This is a genomic window from Methylobacterium sp. P5_C11 (assembly GCF_054049775.1).
The window spans coordinates 18562-35012 of record NZ_JBFULS010000027.1 but is presented as its reverse complement, the minus strand read 5'-3'; the positions used below and the strand labels follow the sequence as shown (position 1 = coordinate 35012).

The 16451-nt window shown below is 70.4% G+C and carries 13 protein-coding genes and 1 pseudogene; 6 read left to right on the top strand and 8 right to left on the bottom strand.

All coding sequences use genetic code 11. The features are described from left to right. Positions 1-100: 100 nt before the first annotated feature. The gene (locus ACXJKQ_RS15795) at positions 101-727 is read left to right on the top strand and encodes a TetR/AcrR family transcriptional regulator (protein ID WP_457106678.1); all 627 of its coding nucleotides are present in this window, start codon (positions 101-103) and stop codon (positions 725-727) included. Positions 728-1271: 544 nt separating this feature from the next. On the opposite strand, the gene ACXJKQ_RS15790 is transcribed toward ACXJKQ_RS15795, so the two are convergent. Continuing rightward, positions 1272-2090 carry an FkbM family methyltransferase gene (locus ACXJKQ_RS15790; protein WP_457106677.1) on the bottom strand — a complete coding sequence of 273 codons (819 nt, stop codon included), beginning with the start codon at positions 2088-2090 and terminating at the stop codon, positions 1272-1274. 614 nt (positions 2091-2704) lie between these two features. Between ACXJKQ_RS15790 and ACXJKQ_RS15785 the strand changes: the two genes are divergently transcribed. Next, the gene (locus tag ACXJKQ_RS15785) at positions 2705-3745 is read left to right on the top strand and encodes an ABC transporter substrate-binding protein (RefSeq protein ID WP_457106676.1); all 1041 of its coding nucleotides are present in this window, start codon (positions 2705-2707) and stop codon (positions 3743-3745) included. A 12-nt stretch (positions 3746-3757) separates the two neighbouring features. On the opposite strand, the gene ACXJKQ_RS15780 is transcribed toward ACXJKQ_RS15785, so the two are convergent. Together ACXJKQ_RS15780 and ACXJKQ_RS15775 are read right to left on the bottom strand one after the other, a co-directional pair. Beyond that, the gene (locus ACXJKQ_RS15780) at positions 3758-5329 is read right to left on the bottom strand and encodes a DHA2 family efflux MFS transporter permease subunit (RefSeq protein WP_457106675.1); all 1572 of its coding nucleotides are present in this window, start codon (positions 5327-5329) and stop codon (positions 3758-3760) included. 14 nt (positions 5330-5343) lie between these two features. Beyond that, on the bottom strand, positions 5344-6531 hold the full coding sequence (locus tag ACXJKQ_RS15775; RefSeq protein WP_457106674.1) for an HlyD family secretion protein: 1188 nt from the start codon (positions 6529-6531) through the stop codon (positions 5344-5346). Positions 6532-6608: 77 nt separating this feature from the next. Between ACXJKQ_RS15775 and ACXJKQ_RS15770 the strand changes: the two genes are divergently transcribed. Beyond that, positions 6609-7319 carry a TetR/AcrR family transcriptional regulator gene (locus ACXJKQ_RS15770; RefSeq protein WP_457106673.1) on the top strand — a complete coding sequence of 237 codons (711 nt, stop codon included), beginning with the start codon at positions 6609-6611 and terminating at the stop codon, positions 7317-7319. A gap of 446 nt (positions 7320-7765) precedes the next feature. Further along, complete coding sequence (locus ACXJKQ_RS15765; RefSeq protein ID WP_457106672.1) at positions 7766-8476, top strand: DUF1013 domain-containing protein; 711 nt, start codon at positions 7766-7768, stop codon at positions 8474-8476. A 150-nt stretch (positions 8477-8626) separates the two neighbouring features. Here the strand turns inward: ACXJKQ_RS15765 and ACXJKQ_RS15760 are convergent, their stop codons facing one another. The 3 genes and pseudogenes from ACXJKQ_RS15760 to ACXJKQ_RS15750 all read right to left on the bottom strand — a co-directional run. Beyond that, positions 8627-9976 carry an MFS transporter gene (locus ACXJKQ_RS15760; protein WP_457106671.1) on the bottom strand — a complete coding sequence of 450 codons (1350 nt, stop codon included), beginning with the start codon at positions 9974-9976 and terminating at the stop codon, positions 8627-8629. Positions 9977-10135: 159 nt separating this feature from the next. Further along, positions 10136-11161 (bottom strand): histone deacetylase family protein, encoded by a 1026-nt coding sequence (locus ACXJKQ_RS15755; protein WP_457106670.1) that lies wholly within the window; start codon positions 11159-11161, stop codon positions 10136-10138. A gap of 312 nt (positions 11162-11473) precedes the next feature. Further along, positions 11474-12574, bottom strand: a pseudogene (locus ACXJKQ_RS15750) (HD-GYP domain-containing protein); the annotation flags it as partial. A gap of 566 nt (positions 12575-13140) precedes the next feature. On the opposite strand from ACXJKQ_RS15750, the gene ACXJKQ_RS15745 reads away from it, so the two are divergent. Together ACXJKQ_RS15745 and ACXJKQ_RS15740 are read left to right on the top strand one after the other, a co-directional pair. After that, the gene (locus ACXJKQ_RS15745; protein WP_457106693.1) at positions 13141-14025 is read left to right on the top strand and encodes a LysR substrate-binding domain-containing protein; all 885 of its coding nucleotides are present in this window, start codon (positions 13141-13143) and stop codon (positions 14023-14025) included. Positions 14026-14304: 279 nt separating this feature from the next. Continuing rightward, positions 14305-15483: an FAD-dependent oxidoreductase gene (locus tag ACXJKQ_RS15740; RefSeq protein ID WP_457106669.1), complete on the top strand. Its 1179-nt coding sequence runs from the start codon at positions 14305-14307 to the stop codon at positions 15481-15483. Between the two features lie 31 nt (positions 15484-15514). On the opposite strand, the gene ACXJKQ_RS15735 is transcribed toward ACXJKQ_RS15740, so the two are convergent. Further along, on the bottom strand, positions 15515-15802 hold the full coding sequence (locus tag ACXJKQ_RS15735) for a hypothetical protein (protein ID WP_457106668.1): 288 nt from the start codon (positions 15800-15802) through the stop codon (positions 15515-15517). 115 nt (positions 15803-15917) lie between these two features. Beyond that, complete coding sequence (locus tag ACXJKQ_RS15730) at positions 15918-16328, bottom strand: DUF1236 domain-containing protein (protein ID WP_457106667.1); 411 nt, start codon at positions 16326-16328, stop codon at positions 15918-15920. Positions 16329-16451: the final 123 nt, after the last annotated feature.

Here is a 16451-nt window from a genome sequence, read left to right as displayed (position 1 = left end):
GTCACCTCGCGGAGACGACGGCCCGGACCCGGTCCGGAATTGATTGAACGTCGTTCAAGAAAGAGATAATCACGGCGCCGCCGCCGCTGCAAGGGATAAAATGAACGAAGTTCAGAAAAAAGGGCGAGGCCGTCCGCGGAAGGGAACGGTCGACCGCGAGGCGGATCGCCGGGCGCTGATCGACGCCGCCGTGGCGATCCTGAACGCGGGCGGCGCGGCGGCGCTGACCGCCCGCAACGTCGCGGAGCGGGCCGGCACGGCGGTCGGCTCGGTCTACACGCAGTTCGACAGCCTGGAGCTGCTGCGGCTGGAGGCCAACGCGGTCACCCTGCGGCAGCTTCGGGACACCCTGGCGGCCGCGCTGGCGGCCTGTCCCGCGCGGGAGACGGAGGCGCGGCTCCTCTGCCTGGCCGATGCCTACCTCGCCTTCGCGGGGGAGAACCACGCGGCCTGGGCGGCGATCTTCGAGCGCCGCACCGTGGCGGCGCCGGAGGCGGTGCAGGCCGACATCGCCGCCCTGTTCGCGATCCTGGAGGGGGTTCTGCGCGACGGCGGCCGGCTCGCCGAAGCGGCGATCCCCGTGATGGCGCGGGCGCTCTGGTCCAGCGTCCACGGCATGACCTACCTGGCCGATCTCGGCAGCCTCGGGCCGCTGGGCGTGGATGACGTGCGGCCGATGATCGACGCCCTGGTGCGGGCGGCGGTCCGGGGGTTCGCGCAGGGTTAGCGGTCGGGATCCGCCCCTTGGCGCGGGCCGCGAACGGCAGCCGGCCGTTCGGGTCGCGCCGCGCCCCGATCCGCCGAGCAACCCGGTGGATGCCGATCACAGCAGGGACGCGATCCGCCGGGCGCGCGATGCCGGCGCCGCAAACGCGTGAAGGGCCTGCCTCCCGAGCGGTCCGACCGGAGCGCTGTTCGCCCCCCGGGCGGGACGGATCCAGGCATCCTGACGCCTTGACCGTTCGCATCGGCAGAGGGGCGATCCGCGACCTCGACGCCGTCGAGGGACGGGCCTGGACGGAGCGGTCCCACCCCGTCGGCCTGCCGGTGACCGCCTATGTCCGACTCCACGTCCGCCGCGCCGGGCGGAGAGGTTGAGACATCGTCCGCCTGTCCCCGTCCCCGCGGCCCGCTGTGCAAGATCGTTCTTGAGCGACCACCCGAACGACGACCTGTCCGGCCGGAACCGGCTTGCCCGGTCCGACGGGATTTTGGCATCAGACCCGGGCTTCAGGGCGCGCGCCGGCCCGTCACGCTCTTGTAGACACAGCTCACACTGCAAGCCTCGTTTCAGCAGTCCGTCGCAATTCGATGCCAGGAAAAATTCCTATTTTATTTCGGTGAACAAAGTATCTGTTGGCGGTGGACGTATCCGCTAGGATGTCTTGGAAGCGACCGTCCGAAAATCTGGAATCATTCTGAAACTTATTCTCTCGAAGAATGATGCCGATATAGCCGAGGTCGGCAATCTTGCTCAATATTTTCACGGCTTGCGCGCCGTGATGCCCCTCGATTTCGATACACAGAGCGGGCTTGTGTTCAGTGACTGTTTTTTCGGCGCCCAGCAAAGCCGCAAGCTCGTGTCCCTCAGTGTCGATCTTCAGAATGGCGACGGACTTATCATCGGCCATGTCTTTCGATATATTATCGACAGTTTCGGTTCGAACTTCAATATTTGAAAATCCGGTCGGTGGCTCGGACGAGAAGGTGTTGTCATCGGAGATCGTGGCGCGCGTCGTTTCGACGGTTCCGCCAAACATCGGAATACGCAGAACGGCGTGTCCGGATTGGTCGGAGGCGGCGCATTGGAAAATCTGACAGTTGGGGGGCAGTGCATCCTGCATATATCGGACGCAATCCGGGTTCGGTTCTATGGTGACTATCTTGTTGAAGTGTTTTGATAATATAGCGCTGTACAAGCCGGAATTTGCTCCAACGTCGATCGCAATCGCGTTTCTATCCACGACCTGACGGACGAATTTCGCAAATGCCGCGGTATCCGAATCAACCATCTTCGCCTTGAGAAGACGAAGCCTGAGGCTCACGCCGTTCGGCATAATGCTTTTCAGGAGCGAGAATAGCGATCTCATGGAACTTCCTCCCCCTCGCCACTTCGGAAAATATTCAACGGCTCAAAAATCTTCGATCGACCAACCGATGCGGCTGAGTTAGTGAGGGGCACGTTTTCACTGACCTCATCATCCCGGGATAGGCCGATAAATATTTGTTTCCGCCGCTGCGTCGCACTCGCGATGCGGAATAATGACAAAACGAATGAATGAATATTGGCAAATCGGCCAAAGTCGGTATGTCAAAAATCTTGATCTGCTAAAAGATCTTGTCCTGTTCGAGATTCGAGGGCGCGCCCATGCGTGAGTCGCGCGCATGGGATCTCTGGCATCCGATCACCCGGCCACAGGGCGCAGAGCCCCGCCCGCGGGTGTGCTTCGGCAGGGGCGTCGGCCATCCGGTCCGGCTCGACCGGTGATGTCCGGCCGACGATGCCGACCGGCGCGGCGGCCGTGATCGTGTGCATCTTGATCGCGTTGATCTTGGCTCCGAGCCCGGTCGCCGAACTTTGAGGCCGCTGCGTCAGTCGACCGTGACGGCAGGGCCTTGCGCGCGCCGGCCCGATTCTGTCCACTCGCCGCCAACGACAAGTCCGACGCGGGCACGAAACCGCCGGACCACAGGGAGAAGCGTCATGGTGCGTACGTCGCGGACGGCCGCGTTGCTGTTGGGCTGCCGCCGGTTCCTGGGGGCGGGGCCGGCCCTGCTGCTGGCCGGGCTGGCGCTCGCCATCCCTGCCCGGGCCGACGATGCCAGGGTGCGGATCAGCCGGCAGCCGGGCTTCGTCTACCTGCCGGCCGTCCTCGCCGAGCAGCACAAGCTGATCGAGAAGCACGCCAAGGCCGCGGGGCTCGGGGACGTCAGCGTGGAGTGGGTCAACCTGACGAGCGGCGCCGCCGGCAACGACGCGCTGCTCTCGGGCAACATCGACATCGTCGACAGCGGCTCCACCAACATGCTCTTGCTCAACGACCGGACGCGGGGCGACGTGAAGGGCCTGTGCGGCGTCGGCACCACGCCGATGATGCTGCTCACCCGCAACCCGGACGTGAAGGAGCTCAAGGACTTCTCGTCCAAGGACAAGATCGCCCTCCCCTCCGTGAAGGTCTCGTCCCAGGCGGTGCTGCTCCAGATCGCCGCCAAGAAGGCCTTCGGGCCGGAGAGCGCCACCAAGCTCGACCCGCTCACCGTCCAGCTCGGCCATCCCGACGCCGTGGCGGCGCTGGCGAGCCCGCACAACGACGTCAACAGCCACTTCTCGCTGCCGCCGTTCCAGCAGCGCGAGCTGCAGGATCCGGCGATCCACAAGGTGCTCAACTCCTACGAGCTGGTCGGCGAGCCGGTGAGCAACGCGATCTTCTACGCCCGGACCGGCTGGTTCAACCGCAACCCGAAGCTTGCCGCCGCCATCGTCGCCGCCATCGACGAGGCCAATGCCGAGATCGCCAGGGACCCGCTCCAGGCCGCCAAGGACTACGTGGCAGCCACCAACGAGAAGACCCCGCCCGAGACGCTGGTCGCGATCATGAAGGAGCCGGGGACCAACTTCTCCACCACCCCCTACGGCATCATGCTCCAGGCCCGGCACTTCTACGCGATGAAGACCATCAAGGCCGAGCCCAAGGACTGGAAGGACACGTTCTTCCCGATCGTCCACAACCTGCCGGGAAAGTAGGCCCCCGGCCGCTCAGTGCGCCTCCACGGGCCCGGTGGCGCGCGGGGGCTTCCTGAGGATCGCCACCACGGCGAGGCTCGCCACGAGGCTCACGCCAACCAGCCAGAACCCGTCCGCGTAGGCCATGACGTAGGCCTCGCGGCGGACCTGGGCGGCGAGCTGGCCGAGCGCGACGCCCTTGGCGGCCAGCGGGTCGGCGATGCGGGCATGCATCCCGGCGGCCATGGTCGCGAGCCGGTCCTGGGTCCGGGTCGCGTTGACGGTGATCGCCTCGGCCAGCATCGAGAAGTGGAAGTGCTCCCGCCGGTCGATCATGGTCGAGAGCATGGCGATGCCGATCGAGCCGCCGAGGTTGCGCATCATGTTCGACAGCGCCGAGGCGTCGGCGGTGTCGCGGGGCGCGAGGCCGGCCGTGGAGAGCTGCGAGAGCGGGATCGTGAACAGCGGCTGGCCGATCGCCCGCATGAGCTGCGGCAGGATCAGCTGGTCGGCGCCGACGTCGTGGGTCAGGCCGACATTGATCCAGCAGCTCGCGATGAAGAATAGGGTCCCGGTGACCACGAGCAGCCGGGCATCGACGACGCGCATGAGCAGGGGCATCAGCGGGAACAGGACCAGCTGCGGCAGGCCCGACCACATCACCACGGTGCCGATCTGCTCGGCGTTGTAGCCCTGGATCTGCGCGCAGTAGACCGGGATGATGTAGATCGATCCGAACGACACGGCGCCCAGCACGGTCATCAGCACGCAGGCGCCCCCGACCGAGCGGTTGGCCAGAACCCGCAGGTTGATGAAGGGCTTGGCGGCCGTCAGCTCGCGCACGATGAAGCCGGTGATGCCGGCCGCCGCCAGCCAGCTCGCCTCGACGATCACGGGCGAACCGAACCAGTCCTTGCGCTGCCCCTCCTCCAGCACGAAGGTCAGGGCCGGCAGGCCGGTCGCCATCAGGCCGATGCCGATCCAGTCGCCCTCGAGCAGCTCGGCCCAGCGCGCGGGGGCCTTCTCGAAGGCGCCGAGCTGAATCGCGGCCGCGATCGGCCCGAAGATCAGGTTCAAGTAGAAGATGTAGTGCCAGGACAGGTTGTCGGTGAGCCAGCCGCCGACCGTGGGCCCGATCGCCGGCGCGAAGGTCGCGGTCAGGCCGAACAGGGCGATGCCTACCGCCTGTTGGCTCTTCGGCAGCCGCGTGCGCACGATCACGATGGCGGTGGGGATCAGCACGCCGCCGGTGAAGCCCTGACCGGCCCGGAACAGGATCATCTGGCTCAAGGTGGTCGAGAGCGCACAGGCCAGCGAGAAGGCGGTGAACAGCATCGTGTTCACCGCGAGGTAGCGGCGCAGGCCGATCACCGAGGACAGCCAGCCGGTGAGCGGGATCACGATGATCTCGGCCATCAGGTAGGCGGTGGAGATCCAGCTTCCCTCCTCGGTGGAGGCGCCGAGCGCCCCCTGGATGTCGGCGAGCGACGCGTTGGTGATCTGGATGTCGAGGATCGCCGTGAAGGCGCCGAGGATCGCGCCGAACACGGCGAGCCAGTCCCGGGCGCTCGCCTTCGCCTCGGGCACGGCCAAGGGCCTGGTCATGGCCGGCACCGGGCTCATCGGGGCAGGGCCTCGCTGACGAGGGCCGCCGGGGCGGGCTTCGGCCGGCCCCGGGCCGGATCCGCCGGCTCCGTCGGGTCGGCGGTGTGGACCGTCGCCTCCACGGACAGGCCGGGGCGCAGGCGGCCGACGAGGGGGTCGGTGGGATCGAGGGCGACGCGCACGGGCACGCGCTGCACCACCTTGGTGAAGTTGCCGGTGGCGTTCTCCGGCGGCAGCAGGGCGAATTGCGAGCCGGTGCCCGGGGAGAAGCTCTCGATCCGGCCCTCGAAGGCATGGTCGCCGAAGGCATCGACCGTGACGGTGACGCGCTGGCCCTCGACCATGTGCCCGGTCTGGGTCTCCTTGAAGTTCGCCACGAGGTAGATGTCGCGGCCCATGGGCACGAGGGTCAGGAGCCCCGTGCCGGGGGAGACGACCTGGCCGATCCGCAGCGCCCGGTCGCCGGCCACGCCGTCGATCGGTGCCACGATGGTGGCGTAGCTGAGGTCGAGCCTCACCCCCTCGACCTTGGCCTGCGCACCCTCCAGGCTCGCCCGGGTGCTGGCCTCGAGCGCCTTCAGGCTGTCGATCTGCTTCTGCGCGGCGTCGAGCGACGCGGCGGCCTTGTCGCGGGCGGCGTGGCGCTGGCGGAGGTCGGCATCCGCCTGCTGCTGGCGCTGCACCGTGCCGGAGCCGGTCTGCAGCAGGTTCTGGTAGCGGGTGTATTCCTGCTGCGCGAAGGTCAGCGCGGCCTCGGCATTGGCGAGGTCGGCCCGCGACGAGGCGACCTGCGCCCGCTGCTGGATGATCGCGGATGCGACGCCCAGGATCTGCGCCCTGTCCTTCTCGACCTCGGCCTCGGCCTGCTTGAGCTGGACCCGGTAGGACCGGTCGTCGAGGCGGGCGATCACGTCGCCGGCCTTCACCGGCTGGTTGTCGCCGACCCCCACCTCCACGACGGTGCCGGCGATGCGCGGTGCCACCGTCACCTTGTCGGACTGGAGATAGGCGTCGTCGGTCACCTCGAGGAAGCGGCCGACGGTCCACCAGTGCCAGCCATAGGTTCCGGCCCCGCCGAGGGCGAGCAGTCCGGCGAGGGACAGTACGATCCGCGCGCGGCCCCGGCGCCGTACCGGCGCGGTGACTGAGGCACCCGCGACTGGGCCGGCACTCTTGAAGCTGTCGCTGCGACGTGCGTCCATCGGGTCTGGCCAGGATCAAAACGGTACGGTATCGTTTTAATAATGCGCGAGACGGCTTCGGGCAAGGAGAATTGCGGGTGACGGTCACGGAGATCGAGGGGGCGGAGGCGGGGCCGCGGCGGGGCGGCCGGCCCACCCGCGCGGAGGCGGTCCGGCGCGAGGCGCACCTGATCGCCGTGGCGACCACCCTGTTCCTGGAGCGCGGCTTCGACGCGACCTCCATCGACGCGGTGGCCGAGGCCGCCGGGATGAGCAAGCCGACGGTCTACGCCCGCTACCGCGACAAGCGCGCCCTGTTCGAGGCGGTCCTGCGCGAGCGAATCGCCGCGTGGCTGGCACCCCTCGCCGCCGCCGCCGAGGCCCAGGCCGCCGAGGCCGGGACCCAGGCCGGAACCCAGGCCGGGACCGATGCCGGGACCGACGACGTCGAGGCCGCCCTTCACGACCTGAGCCGCACCCTGCTGGCCCACGGGCAGTCGCCCGGGGCGGCAATGCTCAAGCGCAACCTCGTGGCCCAGGCGCTGCAGTTTCCCGAACTCGCCCGCCTCGCCCACGAGGAGGGCTGGCTGCGGGGCGTGCGCGCCGTGGCGCAGATGCTCGACGCCTTCGCGCGGCGCGGGCGGATCGCGGTGACGGATCCCGAGATCGCGGCCGACCTGTTCCTCAGCCTCGTCCTCGGCCGGTCGTCCCAGGCGACCCTCTACGGCATTGCCACCGACCCGGAGGCGCAGGAGCGGCGGCGGCAGGCGGCGGTGCGGCTGTTCCTCGACGGGGTCCGCCCGCGCTGACGGGCCGACCCGGATTGTTGTGGGTGCACCCGGGCCGCGCACTATTCGGGAGTGGGATCGACGGGTTGCCACCGCCGATCCCAGGCAATGACCCGTTAGAGTTTAGCCAACTCAAGAACACCGGGTGGATGGCAAGTCGGAGCTTACCTTCCACGCGCCATTTCCGTTTCGTGAGACTGCAAGAGACAAGACCATCTCTCCACACTCCCGGCCGCGTGCGGCCTTCGCGGGTGAGTCGGTCATGCTCACGACATCAGCTTAGCCGTATCTCCGGGCGCTGGAGAAACCGCGTCGGCGCCCCGAAGCCGCGATTGCGCCCCTTCCGGCCCCGGCCTATAGTGCCCCATCCCCATTCGACAGCGTGAGACGGGACATCCGGATCCACCATCCGGAGCCCGCGGCCCGATGCCCGGCCCCCGTCCCGCCAGGCCGGAGCACGAGAAGACATGTCCCAGGGTCCGCTGATGCCCAAGGCGACCGCCGTCTGGCTGGTCGAGAACACTTCGCTCGCCTTCGAGCAGATCGCCGATTTCTGCAAGCTGCACCCGCTGGAGGTGAAGGGCATCGCCGACGGCGAGGTCGCGGCCGGCATCAAGGGACTCGACCCGGTCTCCACCGGCCAGCTCACCCGCGACGAGATCGAGAAGGCCCAGAAGGCGCCGCACTACAAGCTTAAGCCCGCCGTCTCGAAGGTGAAGCTGCCGGAAGTGAAGCGCACCACCAAGGGCCCGCGCTACACCCCGCTGTCCCGCCGCCAGGACCGGCCGAACGCCATCCTGTGGCTGCTGCGCAACCACCCGGAGCTGAAGGATTCGCAGATCATCCGGCTCGTGGGCACCACCAAGTCGACGATCCAGCAGATCCGCGAGCGCACCCACTGGAACTCGGGCTCGCTCCAGCCGATGGACCCGGTGACCCTGGGGCTCACCACCCAGATCAACCTCGATTTCGAGGTCCAGCGCGCTGCGGCCGACCGCCCGGCCGCGGTGGCGGCCGAATCCGGCGCCTCGCTGCTGCCGACGGAGGTCTCGACGGCCCGCGACGCCGACGAGCGGGAGCACGCGGACGATCACGGCGGCCGCGAGGAGCGGATCGACGCCGATTCGGTCTTCGCCAAGCTCAAGGGCCGGCACCAGGACGAGGACGACGAGGACTAGGACTCCGGCCGGCCCCACCCGGCTCCGGCCGGGCGGGGGCCACGGGACACGCTCCGCGCGGGCTTGGCCCCCCACTCCATCGGAGTCGGGGGCCGCTTCGCGTCTGGCCGGCCCTGAGAGCGCCCGCCGGCGGGCGGAACCCCGATCGACCTATTCCGGCAGGGGCTTGCCCGTCGTCTCCGGCATGAACCACGGCACGACGAGGCCGATCACGTAGACGCCCGACAGGGTCAGCGCCGCCGCGGCGACGCCCCCGAAGGCGGTCACGATCTGCCCGGCGATGATCGGGAAGACCCAGGCGATCAGCCGCGCGCCGTTGAACACGAAGCTCGCCGCCGTCGCCCGGACCGCCGGGGTGAACAGCTCGACGAGGTAGATCGCCATCCACGAGAAGGCGAAGCCCAGGGTGAAGAACCCGTTCAGGAAGGCGAGCCCCATGAACGGTACGAGCCCGCCGGTCCAGAGATAGCAGGCCAGCGAGGTGGCGATGCAGCCGACATAGGTGACGAGCAAGAAGGCGCGGCGGCCGATCGCGTCCGCCACGAAGCCCGAGATCAGGTAGGCGGTGATCGCCCCGACATTGTAGATGATGCCCATGCGCGGGCCCCAGACATTGGCCGGCTCGCCCGCGGCCTTGGCCAGCCCCTCCGTATAGGCCGGCAGCCAGGACGAGACCGCCCACCAGCCCACCGTGGTGGCGAACGACATGGCGGTGGCCAGCAGCACCCGCCGCCGGCTCTCCGGCTCCCGGAAGATCTCCGCCAGGGTGAAGGGGCGCTGCGCGGCCCGCGGGGCGTGGCCGGCATCCTCCGCGGTCGCGGCCCAACGCTGCGCCTTGAGCGCCTGCAGCCACTGCTCGGATTCTTCCAGCGCCCGCCGCAGGTAGAGGCAGACGAAGGCCGGCAGGGCGCCCAGCGCGAACATGATCCGCCAGGACTGGTCGCCCAGGGGGTTGGTGGCGGCCAGCACCGCCCAGACGATGGCGGCGAGCACCGCGCCGCCGCCGAAGCCCGATTGCAGGAAGCCGCAGCCCTTCGGCCGCGCCCGGTTCGGCCAGGTCTCGGCCACCAGGGCGATACCGGTGGACCATTCCGAGCCGATGGCGAGCCCGGTGATGAAGCGCAGGAGCGCGAGCTGCGTGAAGCTCCCGGCGAAGGCGGTCAGCCCCGTGAAGACCGCGTAGCCGAGGATCGAGAGCATCATCATGCGCTTGCGGCCGATATAGTCGGCCGCAATCCCGCCGAGCAGCCCGCCGAGCCCCCAGCCGAGCAGCGTGATGCCGATGGCCGCCCCCACGTAGAAGGCCGGCGTCTGGGCCTGCTCAGGGGTGAGGATGGTATTCAGTGCCGGCCGCAGCGCGTAGACGAGCGCCACCGCCTCGTAGCCGTCGAAGATCCAGCCGAGATAGCTGCCCCAGAGGATCCGCCAGTGCCGCGGGGTGAGACCCGCGTACCACGGCGCGCTGGCCGCCTCGCCCAGCCCGACGTCACCCGCGCCCATCGTCCGTTCCTCCCGTCCGGAACGCGTCTGCGGCGCCCGCCCCGCTCTGATAGGCCCGTCGTGGTATCAGGTCGACTGCATCCGGCCGGGTGTCGTGCGCGGGGCGGCGATCACGTCTCACCCCGCCCGCGCACCCCGCCGGTCGCGGCGCAGCGGACCTCAGCGCGCGGCGTCGAAGGCGGCCAGGAATGTCGCGAGGTTCTCCGGCAGGGCCGCGCAGAGGTAGCCGCCCTCCTGGACCAGGGCCGTGGGCAGCCCGGCCCGGGCGATCCGCTCCGCCGCCCCGGCAAAGCCCGCCCGGGTCACCGCGAGGGCGCCGATCGGATCGTCCGCGGCGGCATCGAGGCCCAGGGCCACCACGAGGGCGCGGGGCTTTCGGGCGGCGATCGCCGCGAGCCCCGCCTCCACGGCGGCGAGCCAGGGGGCGTCGCCCGAGCCCGGCGGCAGCGGCAGGTTGCGGTTGAAGCCCGTGCCCGCCCCGGTCCCGGTCTCGTCGGCATAGCCGGCGAAGAACGGGAAGTAGTCGGACGGGTCGGCGTGGACTGAGACGGTCAGCACGTCGGCGCGGGCGTAGAAGATCCCCTGCGTGCCGTTGCCGTGATGGACGTCGATGTCGAGGATCGCCACCGGGCCGCCGGTGGCGGCGCGCATCCGTTCGGCCGCGATCGCGCTGTTGTTGAGGAAGCAGAAGCCGCCGGCGGAGTCCGCGTAGGCGTGGTGGCCGGGCGGCCGGCACAGGGCGTAGGCGTGCCCCGCCGCCAGCGCCGCGTCGGCGGCCACGACCGCACATTGCGCCGCGCCGTAGACCGCCGCCCAGGTGCCGGCGCGGATCGGCGTCGAGGTGTCGGCGGTGTAGAGGCCGACGCGGCCGAGGAGGCCTGCGGGCTTCCGGTGCATCTGCGGCCGGGCGAAGGACCCGGTCAGGATCTCGTCGCCGAGGTCGGGGATCTCGCCCCGGCGCGCCCAGGCCTCGGCCAGGAACGCCACGTAATCGGGATCGTGCACCGCCCGGATCGGGTCGAGGCCGTGATCGGCCGGTTCGGCGAGGTCGTGGCCGCCCCCGAGGGCCGCGTCGCGCAGGATCGCGTAGCGGGCCGCCTGCTCGGGATGCGGGATCGGCGCGCCGCGCCGCATGTAGCGTTCGGGATCGTGCCGGCCTGAATCGGGCGTGTGGAAGATGCGCATGCCGGAAGGTTAGGGCCTCCCGGGGGACGCGTCATCCGCCCGGCACGCCCTCAGATGAGGTAGACGGTGCCGTCCGCGCGGAACACCTTGGGGCAGTTCGCCCCGTCTACCAGGCGCCGGGCCGCGTCCAGGGAGATCCGGCGGGTCAGGGCGATCTCCGGCAGCGTCTTCCAGGTCGAGGTCATGGTGCGGCTCCGTCCGTGATCCGTGCGCGTCCGGGGTCAACGGCGCAGTCGGGTCCGGGTTCGCCGACGGCGTCAGGAGCGCTTCGGGACTGCTGACGCGCCATCCCGCAGGGGCCGCCGACGGGGCGGCGACCTCGCGCAGCAGGGTCGGGACCCGCGCCCAGGGCTCCGTGACCGGTCCGGCGTTCGGCCGGACCGCGGCCCGGTTCTGGCCGCCGGCGACGCGGATGTCGGGGAAGCGCGCGCAGAAGGCCGCGACGCAGGCCGGGTCGAAATGGCGGCCGCTGTCGGCGCGGATGCACGCCAGCGCCTCCGCGAAGGACATCGCGTCCTTGTAGGGCCGCGCCGTGGTCAGGGCGTCGAACACGTCCGCCACCGCGACGATCCGGGCCGACAGGGGAATCGCGGCGCCGGCGAGCCCATGCGGGTAGCCGCCGCCGTCCCATTTCTCGTGATGGAACTCGGCGATCTCAGCGGCGAGGCGGATCAGCTCGGAGGCACTGCCGCCCAGGATGCGCCGGCCGATCATCGGATGCGTCTTGACCCGGTCGAACTCCTCCGTGTCGAGCCGCCCGGGCTTGAGCAGGATGCCGTCCGGGATGCCGACCTTGCCGACATCGTGCAGCGGCGCCGCGAGATAGAGGTTGCGACAGGCCTCCGGCCCCAGCCCGAGCCCCTCGGCCACGATCTGGCTGTAGCGCGCCACCCGCCATGTGTGATCGCCGGTATCGTTGTCGCGGTACTCGACGGCGAGCGCCAGGCGGAAGATGATCTCCTCCTCGCGCTCGCGCATCTGGCGCAGGGCGGCCTCCGCCGCGCCGTCGAGCCACGCCGCCTGCTCGGCCAGCCGGCGCACCGCCTTGGCGAGCCGGATCACGTTGCGCAGCCGCACCGTCAGCTCGACGCTCCGCATGGCCTTGTCGAGGAGGTCGGTGGCTCCCGCCTCCAAGGCGGCGAGCCGCACCGCGTCCGAGATGTCGCTGGTGACCATCACGATGGGCACCTGGGCGTAGTGCGGGATGGAGCGGAGGCACCGGATGAAGGCGATCCCGTCCCTGGCTGGCCTGTGGCAATCGACCAGAACGAGGTCGAAGGCGCGCATCTGCGCCTCCACGAGCGCCGCGGCCGTCTCGCCGTGATCGGTCACGCTCACGTCCGGCTTGGCCTCCAGCAGCCGGCGCAGCCGCAGGCGCATGGTCGGGCTGTCGTCAACGAGGAGCGCGTCCATCATGGGCTCTCGGATCGCATCGCGGGCACGGGCGGCACGGTCAGGCGGGCCGCCCCGGAGACGTGCCGGCGCGCGGTTCGGCGCGCCGGCCGGCAAAGGGATAGAGGCGGTCGCCATGTTCATGACTTCAGTAATTCTGTCTCCATAATGAATGGCTGCCAGTTAAAAGTTAGTAAACAATGCATATAACTTCCCGCCGAATCTTGGATCTACAGATCTTGATTATTCATGGATATTTGCTAGTTTTGTATGGATATCTAGAACGTCAAATCGGTCATTCGCGATGATCAGGATTTCCAATAAGGATGGCGTCTGCCGCGATTAGTTTGCCGGATTCCGAGCCGGATCGCGGCGACCGAACGGATCGCCGCGGTTTCGGGGTCGCGCCGGCCCGGCTTCGGCGCCGGCGCGACGAGACGCTGACATCTCGGCCGCCCGAGACTCCTGGGCCGCCCGAGACTACGGTCGGGCGACGGCGCGACGCGGCCGACGGACGGACGGCGGGCGCCCTGCCCCGCACCGCCGCCGGCGTCGGTGCCGGCGGCGTGTCGGGAGGCGCCGGGGCGATGATGCGGTTCGATCTCACCGATCTCGGCCTGTTCCGGCACGTGGTCGAGGCCGGCTCGATCACCCACGGGGCGGCGCGGGCGAACCTCGCCCTGGCGGCCGCCTCGACACGGATCCGGCTCATGGAGGAGTCCCTGGGCGCCGCCCTCTTGACCCGGGGTCGGCTGGGCGTCAGCCCGACCCCGGCCGGGCGCGCGCTCCTCGTCCATGCCCGGGAGGTCCTGGCCGGGGTCGAGCGCCTGCGCGAGGAGATGTCGGCCTTCTCGGGCGGGGCCTTCGGCCAGATCCGGGTGCTGGCCAACACCAATGCCCTGACCGAGTTCCTGCCGGACGCGCTCTCGGCCTTCCTGGCGGCCCATCCCGGGATCGGGGTCGAGATCGATGAGCGCACCTCCGAGGAGATCGTCGGGCTGGTGGCCGAGGGAGCGGCTGATCTCGGCATCCTGTCCGGCACGGTGGATACCGGCTCGCTCCAGGCCTTCCCGTTCCGGGAGGATCGCTTCGTGCTGGTGGCGGCCCGGGACCATCCCCTGGCGGCGCGCGCCGCGATTCCCTTCGCGGAGGTGCTGGGCCACGACCTCGTCGGCCTCGATCGGCGCAGCGCCATCAGCCGGTTCCTCGTCGCCCAGGCGGTGCGGGAGGGGCGGCCGATGCGCCTGCGGGTGCAGCTGCGGGACTTCGACGCCGTCTGCCGGCTCGTGGAGGCTCGGGTCGGGCTGGCGGTCCTTCCCGAGAGCGCCGCCGCCCGCGCCGCGCAGGGGCTCGCCCTCGCGGTGGTACCCCTCGCCGACCCGTGGGCGCGGCGCGACCTGACCCTGTGCCTGCGCGACCTCGACGGGCTGCCGCCGTTCATCCGGGCCTTCGTGGCGCAGCTGCGCGGCTGAGGGCCTTCGGGCGCCCGGTCGGACGAACGCACCGCGCGGCGCCTGCGCAACGCGTCAATGTTCGCCACCCCGCAGCGTGCCCTTCCGCGGCCGGGGTCTGCATTGGGCCGCCGCTTGCGACCGGGCGTGACTGTCTTGCGACCGGGCCTGTCTGTTCCCCGCCGCGGTCCTTGCGTGATAGATCTGCCGCGTCGAGCACCGGACTCCCGGCCGCGGTGCCCCACGGTCCTCCGCCGCAGGACGCGCAGGAGCGGGCCGGAACCGGAGGTGGTGGCACGCGTGGACGACGTCGACGTCGCGGTGATCGGGGCCGGACTGGCCGGAAGCTGCCTCGCCGGCGCCCTCGCCCGCACCGGAATCCGGGTGACGCTGATCGACGCGCAGGCCGGCCGCGACGGAGCGCGGCGGGACTTCCGGGCGGAAAAGTTCGGGGCCGCCCAGATGGCGCTGTTCGAGGGGCTCGGCTTCGGTCCCGCGCTCGCGGCCTGCACCACCGCCACCGAGGAGGTCGCCGTGGTCCGCTACGGCCGGCTCACCCACCGGCAGGCGACCCGCGAATGGGGTGCCCCCTACCCCGTGCTGGTCCGTGCGGTCCGGGACGCCCTGCCCGCGGCACTGCTGCGGCCGGGCCGGGTCGCCGATCTCGCCTTCGGGCCGGCGCGCCAGGTGATCACCCTCGGCGACGGGAGCCGGCTCACGGCGCGTCTCGTCGTCCTCGCCACGGGGCTCGGGCAGGGGCTGCACGCCAAGACCGGCCTCCGCCGGCGCGTCCTCAGTCCCGGCCACTCGCTGGCGGTGGGGTTCGACATGGCGGCGCCGCGCGACCGCTTCCCGTTCGGCGCCCTCACCTACTTCTCCGAGCGGTTCGGGGGCCGCGACGCCTACCTGACCCTGTTTCCCCTCGGGGCGGTCATGCGGGCCAACCTGTTCTGCTACCGCGATCCCGGCGAGGCCTGGGTCGCGGCGCTGCGCCGGGATCCGGAGGCCACGCTGCGGGCGATGATGCCCCGCCTGCCCGCCGCCTGCCCCGAACTCGCGGTCGCCGGCCCCCTGGCGGTCCGGCCGATCGACCTCGTCCGGGTCGAAGGGGTGGAGCGTGACGGGCTGGCGGTGATCGGGGACGCCTTCCAGACCGCCTGCCCGATCCCCGGCACCGGACTCGGCAAGCTCCTCGTCGACGCGGACCGGCTCGCCCGCGTCCACGTGCCGGCCTGGCTCGCCACGCCCGGCATGGGCCGGGACAAGATCGCGGCCTTCTATGCCGACCCGGTCAAGCGGGCCAGCGACGCCCGCAGCCTGCGCGCCAGCCACTACGCCCGCGGCCTCGCGGTGGAGACCGGCGTCCTCTGGCAAGCCCGGCGCCTGCGCAACCGCATCGCCCACACGGCGATCCGCCTCGCCGAGGACGGACCCCGGGCGGCCGCGTCCCTGGTGCTCGGCCTCGCCCTGGGGCCGTAGGGCGCCGGGTGTGCGCCCTGACGCGGCGCCGTCAGCGCCAGCGCTCCTCCGTGCAGGCCAGCACGTAGACGACGTGCATGCAGCGGGCCTGGGCGGCCTGCGAGGTCGCGTCGCCCATGCAAGCCCGCATCCCGAGGGAGAGCAGGCCGCGATCGACGTCCTGATCCCGGGCGCAGGTGAAGATCGGCTGGAAGCCTTCGAATCGGCTCACCTGCCAGAAGATGACCATGACCGCGATCAAGCAGAACGCGCAGACCAGGAGCCGGTTGTCGTAGAACCAGTGCCGCCGATCGGCCTCTGCGGCGTTGCGCGCGCTCATTCCGTCACCGGGGGTGCCGACAGGATCGCGGTCTCAACCACCTCTGTTCTCCGCAGCGGATCGCCCGCGCCATCGCGCCGACGCCCTCGGTCGAGCACCCACCGGCAGGGGACCGTCAGTCGATCACCTCCACGATGCGGCGCGATCGCGGTTCGACGAGGACCGGATGGCCGTTGACGATCGTGTAGCTGTACTCCGGCAAGGCGAACTCGCGCGGGACATCGTAATACACGACACCCTCCTCGGGTAGCACGGTTCCGACCTGCACGGGACCCGCGAGGGCGACGGACGGGCGGCGCTCGCCGAGGGCGTAGATGCGGAACCGCTCCCGCCGGTCGACGCCGAGGATGCCGTTGGCCGTGCCCACGGCCGCACCGATCGCGCCGCCGACGATCGCACCCAGGGGTCCCGCCATCTCCGCGCCGCGCGAGGCGCCCTCCTGAGCCCCGCGCTCCAACCCTTGCGCCTGGGCGATGGCGGCAAGGCCCAGCGTGGCCAGGAGCGCAAGAGGAGCCGCGATCCGCATGGGTATCGTCCCGGTTGGTGGCATGGACCTTCAGGCCTGTGCCTGAGGGCGCGGGAGCATCCCGGCCGCAGGATGATACGACGGGAAAGGCTGCCGATGGGTTGCCGTCCGGAGCCGGCACGG

What these genes read in the sequence shown, in the direction of transcription:
- ACXJKQ_RS15735 (WP_457106668.1), bottom strand. Translation starts at nt 15,802, where the DNA reads ATGAGCGCGCGCAACGCCGCAGAGGCCGATCGGCGGCACTGGTTCTAC.
- ACXJKQ_RS15795 (WP_457106678.1), top strand. Translation starts at nt 101, where the DNA reads ATGAACGAAGTTCAGAAAAAAGGGCGAGGCCGTCCGCGGAAGGGAACG.
- ACXJKQ_RS15730 (WP_457106667.1), bottom strand. Translation starts at nt 16,328, where the DNA reads ATGCGGATCGCGGCTCCTCTTGCGCTCCTGGCCACGCTGGGCCTTGCC.
- ACXJKQ_RS15755 (WP_457106670.1), bottom strand. Translation starts at nt 11,161, where the DNA reads ATGCGCATCTTCCACACGCCCGATTCAGGCCGGCACGATCCCGAACGC.
- ACXJKQ_RS15775 (WP_457106674.1), bottom strand. Translation starts at nt 6,531, where the DNA reads ATGGACGCACGTCGCAGCGACAGCTTCAAGAGTGCCGGCCCAGTCGCG.
- ACXJKQ_RS15780 (WP_457106675.1), bottom strand. Translation starts at nt 5,329, where the DNA reads ATGACCAGGCCCTTGGCCGTGCCCGAGGCGAAGGCGAGCGCCCGGGAC.
- ACXJKQ_RS15785 (WP_457106676.1), top strand. Translation starts at nt 2,705, where the DNA reads ATGGTGCGTACGTCGCGGACGGCCGCGTTGCTGTTGGGCTGCCGCCGG.
- ACXJKQ_RS15765 (WP_457106672.1), top strand. Translation starts at nt 7,766, where the DNA reads ATGTCCCAGGGTCCGCTGATGCCCAAGGCGACCGCCGTCTGGCTGGTC.
- ACXJKQ_RS15760 (WP_457106671.1), bottom strand. Translation starts at nt 9,976, where the DNA reads ATGGGCGCGGGTGACGTCGGGCTGGGCGAGGCGGCCAGCGCGCCGTGG.
- ACXJKQ_RS15745 (WP_457106693.1), top strand. Translation starts at nt 13,141, where the DNA reads ATGATGCGGTTCGATCTCACCGATCTCGGCCTGTTCCGGCACGTGGTC.
- ACXJKQ_RS15790 (WP_457106677.1), bottom strand. Translation starts at nt 2,090, where the DNA reads ATGAGATCGCTATTCTCGCTCCTGAAAAGCATTATGCCGAACGGCGTG.